Origin of the sequence: Citrobacter sp. MGH103, assembly GCF_001034475.2 — a bacterium.
In the GTDB taxonomy this organism is placed as follows: domain Bacteria; phylum Pseudomonadota; class Gammaproteobacteria; order Enterobacterales; family Enterobacteriaceae; genus Citrobacter; species Citrobacter freundii.
Window position 1 is genome coordinate 665,552 of the sequence record NZ_CP073043.1, and the last position, 17,690, is coordinate 683,241.

The following is a 17,690-nucleotide window of genomic DNA, read 5'->3' on the forward strand; positions in this document are numbered from 1 at the left end:
CAGATTGAATTTTTTTTCAAAAATATGGCGGAATATTATATATGGACTTACATGGTCATTTGCTTTATGTGGATATCACCCAGATCTGCGGCATCGGCTGTGCGTTCTGCATGTATGCGGATAAGCACGTAACGGGTAAGAGTATGGTGCTGTCAACGCAGGCACGTGACAACCTGTCGGCGCTCATTAATGATCCATCCGTAAAGCGTATTTCCGTGAGTGGCGAAGGTGAACCGCTCAATAACATTCATACCTTTTATGAGTTACTGGCGTTGTCCCGAGGGGGCAACAGCTTTGAGTTTATCACCAGCGGTTTTTTTCGCCATGAGAAGATGGAAAAGATCTTTGATGAGATCAATCGTCTTGTCTCCGCCAATGGTGATACCTGTAATATTCGCCTGAGTTCAGATAGCCACCATATTGAAAAAGTAAAATGGCGTGCACATGGATTTAGCCTGGATTATGTTCAGCGCAAAAAACCGTCATCGCTCAGTTTTTCATTTCGCTCAATTGATATCGATCGGGCCTTCACTCGCGAATATCTGGTGAGTGAACTGGCCTCATGGGGAATTAACGCCAGCATAAAGCCAGTCAGCGTACTGGAAGACAAATTATTAATAGGTGCGGACACGTTTAACATCGACTACAAAAATCTGGTTCATCCGGCAAGAGATACGCCGGAGGGTTATCTGGACTTACAGGGATATATTGCCGCGATTGAGTCCAAAGTGGATAAACCTTTTACCTTTGGCAGCCTGAACCGTGCACCCCAGCCCAATGGCATGGACGTGACAATTAAACCCAACGGCGATGTGTTTATGTACGGTATTGAGACCGAGCGTGTTGCAAATATCCATTCTGATGCGATCGACTGGCATCATCTGGCGAGCCATGTGCGGGATAATCCCTTGTCGCGCGCGTTATATACCCAGCCGTTAACCGAACTGCTGGCGCGGCTGGAAGACACTCCGCAGCTTCGCGCGATCATCGCGACCGCCAATAATCCTTACTGGCTGGTCAAAGAGATGGGGAAGCATTCCGGGTTGCTTGAACAATGGAAGGCAGCATGATTGATTCGCACTGCCACTCGTTCTACTCGAAACATGCTGTAGGTACTATCGACGAACTTGTTTGTGCCTCGATTGCTGCGGGGGTGACGGTACTCACCATCACTGATCATGCTCCGTTCCCTGTGGATGCGCAGAACCGTTTGCTGGAATCGGAACTGGAGAGCTATTTCACCGATATTGATAAGGCGCAGCAGGCCTATAAAGGCGAGATCACGCTGCTACGCGGACTGGAACTCGATTATATGCCGGGTACTGAGCGTTATAACCGGCAATTACTTGCCCGCTATCCAATGGATTTTGTCATCGGTTCAATTCACTACGTCACTGTTGCCGATGAGCCGATGGTGAAGGTCTGGGAACTACCCCGGTTAGCGGCAGACTCCTTTCTGGACAAGTACTTTGCTCAGCTTGAAGCGTTGCTGGAAAGCCGGTTGTTTGATGCGGTTGGGCACGCTGACACGCTACTGCGTGCAATCCCAGAGGATGTGTTTTTGCGTCGCTTTGAACCGTTGATTGCGCCGCTCGTACGCAGCGGTATTGCATATGAACTGAATGCTTCGGGCCTGCGAAAATCCAGCCTTGATCCTACGACGGGTAAAGAAATTGCAGGAAGATGGTCCTATCCTTCCCGCGCTTTGCTGGAGAAATTACTGAGGAACAATGTTCCATTGACCATCGGATCCGATGCGCATGATCCTCGTGATGCCGGAACGGGGATCGCCGAGTTGATGGAGGCACTTAGGCCATTAGGGCTTCAATCCATCAGCTATTATCAGCAGCGTCAACGTATTGATGTTCTGTTGGATGACCTTCAATTTCACACTGTGCCAGTGTCTCGCTAAGGATCTTCACCATGAATGGACTAAAAACTCCGCATTCACTTGCGTGGAACACGTTGCACAACGAACCGCTCGCAACCCAGTTGGCAATGTTTCGCCAGGCCAGTGCACAGATCAATGCGCAGGATGTTAAATCCGGTTTTCGCGCGTTCGCGACCGATTTGCTGGCGCGCGGTTTGATCGACATGTCCGATTACGTCGCTATTTTTGGTGGTAAGGCGCTGCATTATCTGACGCCGAATGCGACTGGATCATTTTGCGATATGCGCACCGGTGCTGACGCTACAACATTGGCGGGCATTTATAGCCGTGCGAAATATGGCGGAGTGAGCGAGATACGCTATCTGGCACGGTGCGTTATCGACTATCTTGCCGCAGAACTGGATGACACCTCTTCTTCATGGTCAGGGTTGTTTTGCCAGGCCAAAGAGGAGGGAGAGAGTGTTGTTATGATGACTACGGGCTGGCGTAATGTGCCTTCCACGGCCAATGTGCTCTACGATATCGTGGTTGAGGAAATTAATCTCACGTTGGCGCATAAAGGATTGCCCACCATTATCAACGTTAAACTGCCCAGGATTGCGCCGCCGTGTGAAAATTACGCTAGCCTTAGTCAGGCCGAGCGCGATCGGGTCAATCTTGTGCAGGATCATGTGATTCCAGCGGAGAATTTTTACCGCTGGAGCGGCGTGCATGTCATTTTTGGAGATGACGTGCTGGTGACTGGGGCAACGGCGGACAAAGTGTTGTATGAATCGCTGTGTAACGGCGCCCGGTCATTTCGTGCCATTTACCCAGTGGCGCTAGATCCCCGGGTGGCATTAACTGATGCGTCGGTGGAGGATCGGCTGAACAGCGTGAGCGTAAAGCAGCATTTGGATGAAAACGTCGCGCAACTGCTCTCTGCTCCGGGCTATCAGCCCATTCTGCGTGCGTTGCGTCTGTTATTTGGCGAAGACAACCGGGATAGTTTACCGGCTTTCCTGCCAAATGTGCCGGTGCTGACCTGGCTTAATCTGTATAAGTCAGCGTTAAATAATGAGTTTTTGGCTCAACCTGCATGCGCGCCATCACTAGTGATGCTCAGAACATATCTGATGCAAAATGGGCTGTTGTGTGCGAAAGGTAAGGTGCTGGTGAAATGATGTCCGACACTACCCATTACGTTAGTTACTGGGAAAACGCACCGGGTCAGACCATGCCGGCTTATGTTGCCCTGGCACTGGTTTCTATGCGCAGAGCTCTGGGCGATCGTTTTCTTCTGCTTACGTCGCGATCGGTAAGCGAGCACATCGATGCTGACATCATGAATAAAGCTTGGGCTTTTGAACCGCTGAGCTTTACGCTGGCGAACGGCATTGAAGCTATTGTGGCGAAGAGCGATTTCATTCGCATGGCGTTTGTACATCGCTGGGGCGGGGCATGGTTGGATGCGGATACGTTGCTGTTTAGAGATCCGAGTGTTGAGTTATTTCCGACAGGGCTGAGCCATAAATTGCACTGGCATAGCGAGTGTATTTTCGCGTCCCTGCCGGGAAACCCCATACTTGCGCAAGCCTTAGCTATAGGGCTTGAGAGCGAGAATCACGCTTGGGGTAATCCTGGGAGAATCAAAAATAACATTGCCCAGGCTGCCGATGCTGTCATCCCGATTGGCGGGGAGGTCATCGATCCCGGATATCGTCCGCTTTACAACTTTGCTGGTTGCGAGGTGATGCGTCGCACCGATATTGCCGTCGGGGCATTTTTGATTAACGACGTGGCCATTCTCAAACTTTACAACACCTATTTCCGGCGTACCGAAGCCCGGAGAGAAACCGTGGCTGAATTTCTGGCGGGTGGCTCGCTGCTGGCAAAACTGTTTTTGCATATTGAGGCGAATACGGATTACTGGGTTGATGAAAGTGACAAATTGATAGCTTCCGTTGCCTGAGTACCGCGTTCGCCCAGTACGATAGCTTCAGCGGGTAAGTGGAGTCGACAGTGCGTGGCGCCATTGAGGTTAATGCGCGGCGCGATTACTTCGTGAATGGTCGGCGTCCGGCGGTGTGGCGAGCTGTGGGCAATATACAGCCATGCGGGGATGCGTTCAGTTAAATGGCTGAATTCAAGTTCAATGCGCAGTAGATCGAATATCTCGGTGGTGCGTCCACTGGGAGTCCAAGCCAGCGGTGCGGTACGGTGATCGGGCCGCACGACTGCGACAGGAACGCTGAATTCAAGGTTGATCGTCCCGGCATAACAGCCTGCAACTTCAGGAAATTTTTCACAGATTAAGGGCAGTTGTCGCGCCAGCGTGCCCGTCGCTACCCCTAGCCCAGGGATGATTCTGGCGTTAAGCGACATGCTGTTTTTCGCTTCTGCTGGCAGTGTTAAGAGAGTCTGCAATGCGTTCATTAATGACGTTAGCGAAAAAGTATCCATATTTTTTTTGCCCGTACGACGGAGTGTGTCTGGCTGTTGCTCGCTGTAGATCACTTGTGTAAAAGGTGAGCGAGGCGGCAACCATGGGTTGTGTTGACCTGCAATCAACGGGTAGATCGCCACCAGCTTCGCTTTCAGGCCAACAGCCATATGCACAATGGCTGTATCCACACTAACAACTGCCTGCGCGCGGCGAATATAGCCTGCAACCTTTTCGGGTGTTAGCCCGTCGTGCAAGACTGCCACATTATCGCGTGCAACTGCGTTTTCCAGATGCTGTGCACTGTGCAGCGTTGAAGGGCTGCAAAGAATTCCCACGGAATGGCCGGGAAACTCGTCGGTGATAGCTTGTAGAGCTGCGGTTGCACGGGAAGGGGATAGCCCCTTGTCTCTTCGGCTGGCATAAGGATTAAAAAGTATTTGGGGGGAAAGTGCCGCAGGCGGGAGCTCGGCAGGCAACGGAACAATGTACTGGGTGTCGATCACTTTCGCGCCCAGATCCTGCAGAATATATTTGTACTGCTCCACGATATTGAGCGTGTTTGCAGCAAAACCCATTTTACGATTCACACAGCGCAGTGAATCATCAAGGGAATAGATACTCGCCGGGCGGAGTAACCGCATAAAAACGATTTCGGCAGGTTGTAGTCGTCCAACCAGATGAACAACGGCATCGACATTACTTAGTTGGTTCACCAATCTGCGTAGTTCACCAAGCCCTGGATGCGGATTCGTAACGATGACGTCATCCACACCGAAGGTGTTGGTATGCATTTCAGCTAACTCGTTAACCGTAAGTACAGTCAATCGGGCATTGAGCTTACGTGATTCGCGAAAAAAGAAAGAAGATACGATGGAGTCGCCCAATTTTGCGTCCCAGCGAAGCAGAAGAATATGCAGTTTTTCACCGGGGGTTTTCGTGGGCAGAGGTTTGTCCGCCAGCAGGCGAAATATCAACCTGGAAACCGCTTTGCGTAAAATCTGAAAACTTATCAATATGCTCACTAGTCTTTTGCTCAGGGGGCCGATCCCGGCCACACGGTTTTTTCAGGGTGATGCGGCGTATTCTAATTAGCCTCAAACTCCATTTAGCTGCCAATTGGGAAGCGCAATAGCAAGCGAGGTGAGCTGAGATTCGGTCAAAGCCATTATTAACAGGGCGGAAAGCAACCAACGGTTTATACCGACTAAGGAACACAAACACACCTAAATCAATGTTGTTCAATACCGAGCGCGCGCCTGATGAACGTCTGATCCACAAACCCAATCGTTCGACTCCAAACGTCCTGAGTATCCCGAAGATACTGGCACAACCCATCCACATCAGCTTGGTCGGAAAATTCCAGCAAATCTACCAGCCGGTGTAACGTCTGAATGGGAATGCCAATCTCCTCCAAGGCACTTACACCTGGCGGAAGATGAAAATTCTCGAACGTCATTTTGACATGCGTGTAATCGACTTTGCTGCGGATACCTCGCTTCAATGCATGGTATTTGACTACATCCTCCATTAAGCTGAGCACCTTAGGTAGGGTGTAACCGAAAGTATTGGTGATGAGCTTCAAATCATTGTTAATGGCGATGGAAAGAGAGCGTTTTTCCTCTTCAGACACCCACTGCCGTGCGCGATCAATCTGGTTTTTCAGATATTCCGAATAGCTTGCAGCGTTTGAATAACAGGCAAGTTTGGCGACCATGACATCAGTAGGATTAACAGGGACTCCATTGCGACTGAACGTAGAGGGAACCAGTCTGGCAATTATCTTTGCAAAGGTCTTGAGGAAGTTTGTTGCAGGAGTCCAGTGAAACACCAGCGAGGCAAATTCGGTGTCGTCCATCATCTCGAACATGCTTTGCAGCACTTCGAGTTGCTCGACACGGAAGTATGAGTGCTTTTTCACAAGTTCGATAGAAACACGCTCGTTTATGAAGACTTCATCAAAGCGATCCTGTGAAAACTCGGACAAGTGGTCTGGTTGAACGCTGGCCAAGAGGTTAATTGGGGTATCAATATCTTGAATACCAAGCGGAATTTCCACCTCTTGATTGAGGCTGTCTTCCGGGATTTCCTCTAGGCAAAAGATTTTGCCGACGAAGTGAACGCCCATGCGCCCGGCGCGCCCTTTGATGTTCCCATGGGTGAATTTGTCAATGCTGCGAGGTCCATCGCGGTTATCGTAGATCACGACGTTTTTGGCGATAGTGTTGACGCCTTCAATGATCGTTGAGGTACAAAGTAAGAAGCGCAGTTTTCCTGCATTGAATTGGTCAGCGGTGTATTGCTGCAGCGCTCTCGGCAGCGCGCCAAAATGCAAGCCGATACCGTTTCTGAGTGCCACCGTGTAATCCCAGTCGGCATCGAACTCTTGGCTGACCCAGTCAATATGAGGACTCTCAGTCAGAGTGCCATGCCCGAGCCTGATCAGCTCGCGAGCCACTCGACCGGCAACAGTTGGTGACTTACAATAGATGATTGTTGCACCGACGCACGCGTGCGCGATTTTCGCCAGCGCTTTGAGCTTGGCTTCGTCGTCACTCGCTTTGATGCCGAACGTCTGAACATCTAGTGCCACCGTGTTGAAGTCGGTGGAAACAAAAGTATGCGGATACCCAAGTCTTTCGAGACCGCGAATGCTGTTAACGAATGGTCCAGTCAGATAAAACTGCCTGGAGACCTTGAGCAGTTTGCTCAACGCAATGTTAAGCTCGATAACTCGCTCGTCTTGATGATCAACTTTCCCGCTTTTGAGTTGCCGGAACGCCAACTTGTAAAACTCGTCAATGACGAAGAGGTCAATGTCGATGATGTCGTCACGCTCGTTCACTCGCTCCTGCGTTAACACGTAGACGGCCTGATCGGAATTGCACACTTGGGAACTGTGGTGGATAATCTGATATCGGTCACCGAATCGCTCTTGCAGTCGGCGACGGGTTTCGTCGGCAAGAGCCACGGTCGGAACAACCAGAACGAGCCGCTTCAACGTTCCCATGCCGAGCAACGAATCGACGATTGCACTTTTGCCCATGCTTGTAGGCGCGCTCAGTACCACGTTTTGACCGGACTTGAGCAGATCGAATATATGGAACTGCATTGAGTGGAAAACGTAACCATCCGAGAATGGCGTCCGGTATAGATCAAGTACCCTCAGGTCGTCCGGTGTCAGGCCAGTGAACTCTTTTTTAAGGTACGGGAACAAACCTGATTTTCTCACCATATTTTTCAAAATTGTGGTGTGCTCGGAAAATCGCTCGCGCGAATCGAGAGCACGTACGATCAAATCCCGTCCCAAGTCATACGAAACAGGATTGGACAACAGCTTGTTAATCGCAAACAGGTAATTGAAAGATGAGAAGTCCTCACCCTGCAGACTATTTTTCGCCTGTTCATAGAGCTCTGTCATACAACCTCTCTCACCTTCTCATCAACCAATTGGGTTAACCGCTCAAGACTCGGAGCTGGATAAATGAACACGTGGATGCAAAGATTCGCGAACGGCGAATCCTCGATGAGGTCAGCCGCGAATTTTTCGAACAGCATCGTCGTTTCCTTCTCCAGGTCATCCTCGAACCCCGGCGTTTCAGGCTCGGTTAGTAGGTTAGAGTCGTAGCCCACGAACAGAACAAACGTGAAACGATCGAGGTGAGCATCGAAAGGTTGGCTGCCATCAAGAATTTCGTCAATGTCGTGGCGAAGCAGGTAGTTATCGTCTTTAATGTCGAGGATCTTTTTGCGCGCGGTATCGATGCAATCCGAAATGTCCTCGTACAACCGATCCCGTATCTCCGGCAATCTGACGGCAATGTCAATATCAGTAACCAACTCGCTGAAGCCAATCCAAAGCTGATCACCTTCTGGATCGCGGCGAACGATATGCACGTTTTCAAGAATTTTTTCGGCCCCTGCTTTTTCCACGTATAGCATGCAAGGAATAGGCTGGCTTTCGTGGTGCTGCCGGATCGTTGCGTGCAACAGTACTCGACCCAAAAATTCGCTGACGTCATGGAGCGATTTGAAGACAGAATCCTTTAGCCGTTCTCGCTTTTCAATGAATGTCAGTTTATGAATATCAGACATTTCTTTTGGTCGGAGAAAAACCTCATCCAACCATTGGCAGACGTTTTCCGCGATGTGCTTGTAGCGGTATTTCTTAAGTGAGTACTGCTGATGTAGAACCAGGCCTTTACGCTTAGCGCAGACCGAAGCCATAGGCGCTCTAAATGGCGTAAGGATGTGGGGTAAGTCCCGTTTGACGTAGATTTTGCGGCCTGACCGAGATTGGTCATCTTCGACACGCTGCTTGAACCACTTAAGTAGGTCTGGTCGTAAGTAGGACTTGTCATCAACACTGTGAATGCGTCGAGAATGCTCCCCCTTGCGCGTCACGGTATCAAGGATGCGGCACCAAATGTCTTCAGCGATAATTTCAGAGCTGAGAATAACCCCATGCAAATCTTGGGAGGCCAGCCGTATATTCTTGATCCCCAAAAGCTCTATTTCTCGAAGGGATGGAAACACTTCCCATATAGCCGCATCGATCCAATCTGAAACGCTTATACCTGAGTCTGTTAAATAATTGTTTGTACGTTTATTGAGATCGTCGATGAGTTCCTGTCTGCCTGGCTTATCTAGTCGAGCGTTTGGGCTGATCGTCAAGTACTCAAGGGTTTTGTTGACCTTTTCCTCTGTTACGATGGAGTACCTCCGTCCAAGGGCCGGGTCAGACTCACACTGCATTGATTTGTGCAAAATTGAACTGCAGGGGATCGTCTTTTTATCAGCACCTTTTGAATTCTGAACGATGTCCGAAATGTTCCAACGTGTTTTGCCGGTGCTTTTTACCTGAACGAAGTCGATGTATCCATCAGATACAATGTCGATATCGTCTGTGACCTCGCAGCGCACACTGCGGATAGTCTTGTCACGAAGCATTCGGGTGACATGGTAAGCGGCTACGCAGTCCTGAAATAAGAAACCGTGCTTGGCGGCTACTCCGCCTGAATCGTTCGACTCCATTTAGACATCCGTGACAATTTTGCGAAAATTAAGGAGATGTTTTGACACAGTCCAATCGGATCACTGCATCATCACCAGTGATCTAAATACTTCACAGCCATTCTCGGTCGCAGGTATCAAGCTTTTCAGGATTCCACAAATATTGGAACCCTGACGTCTAATTTGGTTATATAACATACAGTCCCAACTAACGTAAGGTGGGCGCAGCCTTAATCAAGGTTTTAGTTTTCAAATAGTTCAGAGCTGAGACTGCCAACGGCACTACGGCACTACGGCACTATGGCACCGCCAGCGATTGTAATCACACTTGATATTATAAAACACAGTTTCACGCATTATTTCCTGGTTGGTAAGGTCATATCACGATGCTCTTTGAGCAATGTCAACATTGCGTGTTCATGGCTTTCTATGTTGTTGATGCCTTGCCCATCCGGCCCCCACTCCTTATAGCTCATCATGATGGCTTGTTTTAGACTCTCTGCTCGTTCTGTTTCGATGTAGAATTTTTTCTTGTCTGCTGGTGAATAATTACTAAGTCTCGAGTTACTGCTTGGTGAGATCAGGCAGAGGTTACCGAAACGATGGACATCATCCCCCATTTTGTTTGCGCCAGAGGGATCTGTTTGAGGAAAGTAGTGCTCAACCGATGTTCGGCTCGGTGAAAACTGGAAACCGTCAAAATGCTTCTTAATCTCGGGATTATTAAGCCCTTTACCATCAAATGATTGGCCAGCATTAAGATCACGCCACAAACGATAATCGAGTAAATTGAACACAAAGTTCTGCACACTGGTACCACGATGCAGAGCTTCGACATTGAATTGTTCCGTTTCACCACAAATCTCTGACAGGAACTCGTGGCTGAGTTGTTCAAGTTCTCTGAGGTAAGCAGCTCCGTCAACATTAAGTTGGTCCGAAGTCAGGGTATTCAAAATGGCCAGCGAGCGATTGAGCCATCGCTTGTAAACATAGGCAGGGTGGGAGACATGGAACATCGACAAGATCATCGCTAGTTGTTTATTTACACCAGACAGTTCATCTTGATCGAAAGAGTTGTTATAGCTAAAGCTCGAATTCCTGTCTCTGGCATAGTATTCAAGCGTCAGCAGACTCCACTTCTCAGCTTGATCTCGCTTAATGATATAGCGGTCAAACAAGCCCCTAAACTTTAGTAAGTTAAAAGCAAACTGGGTGATTTTTTTTCGGTCATTTTTTATGATTTCAAATGCCTGAAGTAGCTTTTTATCGTCCAAAGACACGTCATTATCCACTGTCACTTTTAGCACATGCAGTAGGAAGTTGGAGAAATCGATAATCGAATCAAAACGCTGCTCTTTTGCTTTTTCATCGTTGTCATCAGTGTGATGAAAGCGTCGCCTTTCGATAATTTCCCGTAGCGTCGGCTTTTCGTGTGTATCAGGATTAGTTTCTATAGCACATTTGATCGCATCAAAATCGGCAGGGAATCCTAGCCACTGTTCACCAAATAATGCTTTGCGAGTCTCTGGGCTAAAGCCCAATTGCACATATCGGTTCATATCAGCGCAGGCATCCCATATGGCAGAAAAGCCGTTTCTTGCGGCAGTATCACCGTTGTAAACTGACATCAAATTCGCTTTCAACACTTCGTGTTTTTCTAGCTGTTCACCACGGTTATTCATGATCTCAAAGTAGTGGTTGAGATCAGTCTCTGTTGGCACCGGAACCCGCAAAATAGTGACGCGCTGGAGTAGATATCGGCAAAAGTTGTTGGTGTCGATATTCTCTTTCTCAAAGTAGCGTTCAATAATAGTAAACGCCGCTCGGATTGAGGGTTCTTCAGGATCATTGCTCTGAGCCTGTTGAAACAGGTTATTTAGCGTTCGGGCTGATTTAGGACGGCTGTCAAAGTCGAGATTAAGGTGAAGCGGGGATAAATCTTGTTCGCTGCAACAAGCAACTTTTTTTAAGTATGCGAGCAAAATCGACAGCGTTGTGTACCTTTGCTGTCCATCAATCGTTTCATAGACTATTACGCCTTGATGTGCGCTATCAGCACCATCTCTGACATATACCACCAAGCTGCCCAGATAGTATTTCGGGTCTTCCTGTTGCTCTGCATTTTTAAGGGCTTCAGCAGCATCTGCAATGTCCCGAATAAGCTGTTCAATCTCCGGCGCGCCCCAGGCGTAGTTACGCTGATAAATAGGGATAACATAATGGCTATTAGCGCTAAATAACTGTTCGATGGTCAGCAAGGCTAAATCATTACTCGTCGGCATCTACATCTCCCAGCATCTGAGCGATTGAATATTCTACGGGTTTGGCATTTTGAAAACGAATGTTTATACAACGCTTTGGCTGAAAGCGTAGGACTTGTTGTGGGTGGATCGCTTTATCGAGCAATCTCAATAGTCCTCGGGGCTCACGCGCATAACCATCAACACTGTCCATACCGATTTTTTGATATTGCAAGCGCAAGTAGTAACTCCAACAAAAACAGATTGTTGCGGCTTTAATTAATTCTTTGTCGCCAAACTTATCGTAATAGGCCATCACTGCACACATAAAGAGATTTTTAATATACATATCCCCTTTGCGTGAACTGCCAGCGTAACTGGTATGTTTTTTTAAGAAATTGCCAAGCAGCGCGTTGTCACCTTCAAATAGGGTGTGATGCAGGGATTTGTAGTGCTGGATATACTCAAAAAAGCGCTTTCCGTTAATTATTAACTGATTAACCCGGAACGGAAAAGGTTTATTCTGCTTGTCCCACTTCCTGATAGGGTCATTATTGTAGTGCTCAACCGCAAAATCCAGGGCGAGCAGAGACTGCAGATAGTGGTAATCAGAAGTGGAGAGGTTGACGCCTTTGAACACCTCAAGATTGTGGCGGCTGAACTGCACGCCATAATCGCCATCCAGCCATCGGCGCAGGCGGAACAAATACTCGCCCATAATGAGGTGAAGGTTAGCGGATTCATCATCCGGACTGACTCCTTGCTCCCACAGGCTAACGTGGTGTAGTCGTTCCGCTTGCTCTGTAGCATCCATCATTTCGCGCAAATGGTATGCCTTTAGTAAGTCATGGGGCGCGAGGGCCTTACCCCTGGCGTTTTGCGAGTCGAAAAACTGAAAGGCTTCGCTCAAATCATCGAGCGTCACTTCGATCAGTTCACACTTGTTACACACGAAGTGAAGTAGTGATTTGCGCTCGTTATCATTTAGTCCTACGAGGCGGTTCTCAATGACTTTGGCATTGTGCTCAAGGTTATTGATGCTAACCCTTGAAGCAAAAGATTGTTCCAACAGGGGCGTTGAAAACTCATCACTCTGATCGAGCACTGAGCAAAGCAAGGTTAAGGTCAGAAGGCGCTGCTGACCATCAACGATATCGAGTTCACCTTCATAAGCAGGTTTTAACTTATCCCGGTGCAACACCACTGACCTGCTCCCCGTTGATTAGTACACCCCGATGTTAGTAATGTCTTCATAAGCCACATGAGGACATCCCCATGAAGAAGCGTTTTTCCGACGAACAGATCATCAGTATTCTCCGCGAAGCCGAAGCTGGGGTACCCGCCCGTGAACTCTGCCGCAAGCATGCCATTTCCGATGCCACGTTTTACATCTGGCGTAAGAAGTATGGCGGTATGGAGGTGCCTGAAGTTAAGCGCCTGAAGTCGCTTGAGGAAGAGAACGCCAGACTCAAGAAGCTGCTTGCCGAAGCCATGCTGGATAAAGAGGCGCTTCAGGTGGCTCTTGGGCGAAAGTACTGACGACAGACCAGAAGCGGGAAGCCGTGATGTTGATGTGTGATGCGACCGGTCTGTCGCAACGTCGTGCCTGCAGGCTTACAGGTTTATCCCTGTCGACCTGCCGCTATGAGGCTCACCGTCCGGCTGCTGATGCGCATTTATCAGGGCGCATCACTGAGCTGGCACTGGAGCGCAGGCGTTTTGGCTACCGTCGTATTTGGCAGTTGCTGCGCCGTGAAGGGCTTCATGTTAATCATAAGCGCGTGTACCGGCTTTATCACCTCAGTGGCCTGGGCGTAAAACGCAGAAGACGTCGTAAAGGGCTGGCAACAGAACGTCTGCCGCTGCTCCGTCCGGCGGCGCCCAATCTGACCTGGTCGATGGATTTCGTCATGGACGCACTTTCCACCGGTCGCAGGATCAAGTGTCTTACCTGCGTCGATGATTTCACAAAGGAATGCCTGACGGTCACTGTTGCCTTTGGGATTTCAGGCGTTCAGGTCACGCGTATTCTGGACAGCATTGCACTGTTTCGAGGCTATCCGGCGACGATAAGAACTGACCAGGGGCCGGAGTTCACTTGCCGTGCTCTGGATCAATGGGCCTTTGAGCATGGTGTTGAGTTGCGCTTAATCCAGCCGGGCAAGCCAACGCAGAACGGATTTATTGAGAGCTTTAACGGACGATTTCGCGATGAATGTTTGAATGAGCACTGGTTCAGCGATATCGTTCATGCCAGGAAAATTATTAATGACTGGCGGCAGGATTATAACGAATGCCGCCCGCACTCCACGCTGAATTATCAGACACCGTCTGAATTTGCAGCGGGCTGGAGAAAGGGTCATTCTGAGAATGAAGATTCCGACGTTACTAACTGAGTGTTGTATCTAATCGTGGGGGCAGGTCAGCGCGCCTAACGGCTGAAGGGGCTTGTCAGGAAAGAGATCGTGAAATCGCACTTGGCCTGATAGCCGAACTTGCTAAAGGGAACTTGATGAAGAATAGCTCGTTTTCTATAGTCTTTTCAGTTAAACCCATTGAAAAATAATGATAAATTAAATTCGATATTTTTCCCTTTGGATATGGCCACTTTTGCTAAAACGTGAGAATATCAAGCCTTGGTGAAATCTTGCTTTTTTCCGAGGCCTGTTTCGCTATAATACGCGGTCGGTTTTTAGGAGGGGTTAATGCCAACTGTAGTGTCGCTTTTTTCTGGGTGTGGTGGTTCTGATGCTGGAGTTTTGAGGGCAGGGTTTGATGTGCTCATGGCAAATGACATTTTACCTTACGCCCGTGATGTATATTTGGCTAACCATCCAGAAACCGATTACGTCTTGGGGGATGTTTCTGCTATCGAATCGTTTCCTTCTGCTGACTTGCTGGTCGGTTGCTACCCTTGTCAGGGCTTTAGCCAAGGCGGGGTGAGGAAAGCTGATAGGAAGATTAATACGCTCTACTTAGAGTTTGCTAGGGCATTAAGAGTAATCCAACCTAAGGCTTTCATAGTAGAAAATGTTTCTGGCATGGTCCGTAGTAACTTTGAACATCTACTTCAGGATCAGTTTAAAGTCTTTAAAGAAGCTGGTTATAGAGTTAACTCACAAATTCTGAATGCTTCTCATTATGGCGTTGCTCAAGATCGTAAACGTATTTTCATAGTCGGGATACATGAAAAATTTGGTACTGATTACGTTTTTCCTCAGGCCACGCATGGTGAGGGTTTAAAACCATTTTCTACGATTAAAGATGCAATAGGATCAATGCCTGAATGGCCTACAGGTGAGTTTTACGAAGCAGACTTCCATTGGTATTATCTATCAAGGAACCGCCGTCAGGACTGGGGACAGGTATCTAAAACCATCGTAGCTAATCCAAGGCATATGCCTCTGCATCCAATCAGCCCTGTTTTAGAAAAGATTGGGCCAGATAAATGGCAGTTTACGTCAGATTCCCCAGCTCGTCGTTTTAGCTTCCGTGAGGCTGCTCGTTTGCAAGGATTCGGGGATATGATATTTCCTGAAACAGACCGTGCTTCGATGAATATGAAATATACGGTTGTTGGGAATGCTGTACCGCCTCCTTTATTTGAGGCGGTTGCTAAAGGTCTTCCAAATATTTGGGACTAGATTATCAATCGACTTTTAGATCATTGATAATTTGTTCAAACTCGACGAACCATTTTTCTGCTACGATTTGAGGGCAATGGTTTGTCTTTTTGAGAAGTTGCAGTATTCTTGCTCTGTCAATGACCAAAACTCCTGCACAAGGACTATTATCAACCCATTCGCCATTAGAATTCCGGTAGAAAATAGGCGTAAACATTAGTGTTGGAATATCAAAATGCACTTGAAAATATGTTCGTAACTTTAGTGAGTGAGCTTCTAAAGTTTTTTTAGGCCATTCAGTTTCTTGTGCACCACACTGACCTAATAAAGCATAATTGCTACTTAGTTTGTCATCAAATTCAACTGTAGCTATTATATCAAAACCGGCATCCCCAGATGAACTTGCCCTCTCGCATTCTTGTTCATTAATATAAGGAACAGCTAAATCTCTTCCCATTATTTTTAATGCTTTTCTCAAATCAGTACCGTAATAGGCCCGACGGTCATCAGAGTTAGCATCAAAAATTCTCACTGTTGCATGTGGTGGGAGTAGTGCACTTGTGCAAAGTTTGCTAACAACAGCGAAATTCTTAGCCCAAAATTGTATTATTCCTTTCTTGGCTTTTTTAAATGAACGTAATCTTGAACATGCAAGCAAAAATAGATATATCCTTTGTATATTTGTTAAGTTTTCTTTTAGTGAAATAAAATCACCATTTACAACAAACGGATAAATATCTTTAAGGAAATTTTGTCTAAAATCTAGCTGTGTCCAGACATCTTCAACCTGTCTCTCTAAACGATCATTGCGCTCAGCATCACTTCCTTCATTCTCATCTTCCTGATCCTCTTGATCAATATCATCTACACTTGTATTACTTTGACTCTTTATGGTTATTAAGTCATTTTTATGTAAGTCAAAGCGCCCAGTGTAGTTTATGGCGGCAGCAAGTTCAGCAAGGTCCGCAAACAGATGTGGGACGCTAGGATGAATATCTCCTATTTTAAAAATCTTCATCGTCAGAAACCTTTTTGGCTTTAATCGTATTACCAATAAGTTTGACATTCTGGCTTAAGCGTCTTGCAACTTCTAACGCCTCAGGGTTGTAATCAATAGTAGCGACAATCCCGGCGGCTTCAATTAACGCAGATTCAGCTTTGTAAAGTAATGACATAAAGTCTTGCTTTAAATTTTCGGTCAACTGATATGCGACCTTGAGATCTGCTCCATTTCTAAAAGATGTTAAAGCTTTAGGGTCATCAATTACTGAGGATAGCATTCGTAGATTACGAGACTCTCCAACTTTTGTCTTTCCTGATTCGTCTTTTTTATAAAGCCAGATAGTAAGTTCTTTTGTGTTTTCTCTATCTATATATTCTGGATGAATAATTACATCATTTGATGAAATGTCGTCATCTTCATCTTTTTCAGAAACCCCAACAAAAAAACCAATTTTCTCATCTGCTAAAGCTGTTGATAATATAGAAAATTTGATAGATTCTTCATCTAACCCTTCAATATCATAAAAGTTATTATCTTCCATAACTTTGTAAACTGCTAAAGCATCAAGGCTTCGCTTAATATGATCTTTTCTACTGCCGATTGCGCGGGCAACTTGATGATATCGATCACTAGTAGGTAAAGTATCGGAAGTCAATTCAAAAAGCTGTTCTATATAACGAGCTTTTGCTAGTGGTTCCCATTGCTTGACGCCTGTGATGTGTCTGAAACCTAAGTAAGGTAAAATTTCAGCTCTTGTATCACGCACGATAACGGGCAATTTTGCTAGTGTGTCCAACTTGCTTGCTGCACCATCGGCGATTTCTATCATCCGAGAGCTTGGTCTTTCACATTCGTATGGATTGTGAATAAGTTTAACTGCCGTTAAGCGGCGATTACCTTCAACAACAATGTATTTATCCCCCTCTTTAACCGCGATAAGGGGTTCGCCAGGAAAGAATCCATTTTCAGCTATCGCATTCATCAAATCTTCGATGGATGTAGTCAAAGCGATGTGATTCAGCATTGCTTCTGGAGTTCTCTCCACACCTTCAGGGAGGCGAGGGTTCTTCGTATCAAGTTCTAGCTTCTTGAGATCGATGTAATCGAGACTTTCTGTCATGATATTGCTCTCATTAAATATGTTAATGCGCAAAGATTAACACTGGAGTTAAACGTAGGCTAGAACTGCAATTATGCGCATGAAAATGCATGCGACAACAGTCACAGCAAATGATGTTCTAGGCCTACAGTGACGTAATGAACAATGAGTTATGCAACTGCATTAAAACCGACCCATAAAGCGGGCAGGCGTGGCGGGGATAGCATTGCGCGCTGAGCGTGGTATTTAATTTATTTATTCAGCGCCTGAGCGCGGCGCTGTGGCGTTGTTGTGGTTGTGTGTGAGTAACGAGATGAAGCGAAGCGGCGACGGCGTGTCATGGCGCTGAGGGTGTTGTGTGTGGTAGGGGTAAAGCCGCCACGACAGACGGCTGTGGGT

13 protein-coding genes are annotated in these 17,690 nt (G+C 47.2%); 6 read left to right on the plus strand and 7 right to left on the minus strand.

Going from position 1 to position 17,690, the window contains the following annotated elements; genetic code table 11:
- The first annotated feature begins 41 nt into the window (after positions 1 to 41).
- Genes SK33_RS03240 through SK33_RS03255 form a run of 4 tightly spaced genes read left to right on the plus strand, consistent with a single transcriptional unit; the run spans position 42 to position 3,842 of the window.
- Positions 42 to 1,070, plus strand: a complete 1,029-nt coding sequence (locus SK33_RS03240) for a radical SAM protein (protein ID WP_043082422.1) — start codon at positions 42 to 44, stop codon at positions 1,068 to 1,070.
- Positions 1,067 to 1,912, plus strand: a complete 846-nt coding sequence (locus SK33_RS03245) for a histidinol-phosphatase (RefSeq protein WP_043082420.1) — start codon at positions 1,067 to 1,069, stop codon at positions 1,910 to 1,912. Before SK33_RS03240 ends, SK33_RS03245 begins: the two co-directional genes overlap by 4 nt.
- 11 nt (positions 1,913 to 1,923) lie before the next feature.
- Entirely contained in the window at positions 1,924 to 3,054 is a 1,131-nt protein-coding gene (locus tag SK33_RS03250) for a hypothetical protein (protein WP_043082419.1), read from the plus strand.
- Entirely contained in the window at positions 3,051 to 3,842 is a 792-nt protein-coding gene (locus SK33_RS03255) for a hypothetical protein (protein WP_048218650.1), read from the plus strand. Before SK33_RS03250 ends, SK33_RS03255 begins: the two co-directional genes overlap by 4 nt.
- Here the strand turns inward: SK33_RS03255 and SK33_RS03260 are convergent.
- From SK33_RS03260 to SK33_RS03280, 5 genes are all read right to left on the minus strand, one after another.
- Positions 3,797 to 5,338, minus strand: coding sequence for a glycosyltransferase family 9 protein (locus tag SK33_RS03260; RefSeq protein ID WP_223372123.1), 1,542 nt, complete (start codon positions 5,336 to 5,338; stop codon positions 3,797 to 3,799). The genes SK33_RS03255 and SK33_RS03260 overlap by 46 nt on opposite strands.
- Positions 5,339 to 5,544: 206 nt before the next feature.
- A complete protein-coding gene (locus tag SK33_RS03265; RefSeq protein ID WP_048218648.1) occupies positions 5,545 to 7,734 on the minus strand; it encodes a DEAD/DEAH box helicase in 2,190 nt (729 codons plus the stop codon).
- Positions 7,731 to 9,347: an anti-bacteriophage protein AbpA gene (abpA, locus tag SK33_RS03270; RefSeq protein WP_048218647.1), complete on the minus strand. Its 1,617-nt coding sequence runs from the start codon at positions 9,345 to 9,347 to the stop codon at positions 7,731 to 7,733. Before abpA ends, SK33_RS03265 begins: the two co-directional genes overlap by 4 nt.
- 335 nt (positions 9,348 to 9,682) lie before the next feature.
- Positions 9,683 to 11,608: a GmrSD restriction endonuclease domain-containing protein gene (locus SK33_RS03275; protein ID WP_048218646.1), complete on the minus strand. Its 1,926-nt coding sequence runs from the start codon at positions 11,606 to 11,608 to the stop codon at positions 9,683 to 9,685.
- Positions 11,595 to 12,770, minus strand: a complete 1,176-nt coding sequence (locus tag SK33_RS03280; RefSeq protein ID WP_251363592.1) for a DUF262 domain-containing protein — start codon at positions 12,768 to 12,770, stop codon at positions 11,595 to 11,597. The genes SK33_RS03275 and SK33_RS03280 overlap by 14 nt, the downstream gene beginning before the upstream one ends.
- A gap of 71 nt (positions 12,771 to 12,841) precedes the next feature.
- On the opposite strand from SK33_RS03280, the gene SK33_RS03285 reads away from it, so the two are divergent.
- Positions 12,842 to 13,962, plus strand: a protein-coding gene (locus SK33_RS03285; protein ID WP_096147877.1) for an IS3-like element ISSen4 family transposase whose coding sequence is annotated in 2 segments (ribosomal slippage) — positions 12,842 to 13,100 and positions 13,100 to 13,962 — 1,122 coding nt in all. Because the reading frame shifts where the segments join, the coding sequence is not laid out codon by codon here.
- Positions 13,963 to 14,271: 309 nt separating this feature from the next.
- Entirely contained in the window at positions 14,272 to 15,210 is a 939-nt protein-coding gene (locus tag SK33_RS03290) for a DNA cytosine methyltransferase (RefSeq protein ID WP_048218645.1), read from the plus strand.
- Positions 15,211 to 15,214: 4 nt separating this feature from the next.
- Here the strand turns inward: SK33_RS03290 and SK33_RS03295 are convergent, their stop codons facing one another.
- Together SK33_RS03295 and SK33_RS03300 are read right to left on the minus strand one after the other, a co-directional pair.
- Positions 15,215 to 16,207 (minus strand): hypothetical protein, encoded by a 993-nt coding sequence (locus SK33_RS03295; protein ID WP_048218644.1) that lies wholly within the window; start codon positions 16,205 to 16,207, stop codon positions 15,215 to 15,217.
- Positions 16,194 to 17,312: a ParB N-terminal domain-containing protein gene (locus SK33_RS03300; protein ID WP_048218643.1), complete on the minus strand. Its 1,119-nt coding sequence runs from the start codon at positions 17,310 to 17,312 to the stop codon at positions 16,194 to 16,196. The genes SK33_RS03295 and SK33_RS03300 overlap by 14 nt, the downstream gene beginning before the upstream one ends.
- Between the last annotated feature and the right edge of the window lie 378 nt (positions 17,313 to 17,690).

Excerpts from the sequence above, each read along its gene's own strand:
- SK33_RS03245 (WP_043082420.1), top strand. The coding sequence starts at position 1,067 with ATGATTGATTCGCACTGCCACTCGTTCTACTCGAAACATGCTGTAGGT.
- abpA (WP_048218647.1), bottom strand. The coding sequence starts at position 9,347 with ATGGAGTCGAACGATTCAGGCGGAGTAGCCGCCAAGCACGGTTTCTTA.
- SK33_RS03290 (WP_048218645.1), top strand. The coding sequence starts at position 14,272 with ATGCCAACTGTAGTGTCGCTTTTTTCTGGGTGTGGTGGTTCTGATGCT.
- SK33_RS03300 (WP_048218643.1), bottom strand. The coding sequence starts at position 17,312 with ATGACAGAAAGTCTCGATTACATCGATCTCAAGAAGCTAGAACTTGAT.
- SK33_RS03295 (WP_048218644.1), bottom strand. The coding sequence starts at position 16,207 with ATGAAGATTTTTAAAATAGGAGATATTCATCCTAGCGTCCCACATCTG.
- SK33_RS03250 (WP_043082419.1), top strand. The coding sequence starts at position 1,924 with ATGAATGGACTAAAAACTCCGCATTCACTTGCGTGGAACACGTTGCAC.
- SK33_RS03240 (WP_043082422.1), top strand. The coding sequence starts at position 42 with ATGGACTTACATGGTCATTTGCTTTATGTGGATATCACCCAGATCTGC.
- SK33_RS03275 (WP_048218646.1), bottom strand. The coding sequence starts at position 11,608 with ATGCCGACGAGTAATGATTTAGCCTTGCTGACCATCGAACAGTTATTT.
- SK33_RS03265 (WP_048218648.1), bottom strand. The coding sequence starts at position 7,734 with ATGACAGAGCTCTATGAACAGGCGAAAAATAGTCTGCAGGGTGAGGAC.
- SK33_RS03255 (WP_048218650.1), top strand. The coding sequence starts at position 3,051 with ATGATGTCCGACACTACCCATTACGTTAGTTACTGGGAAAACGCACCG.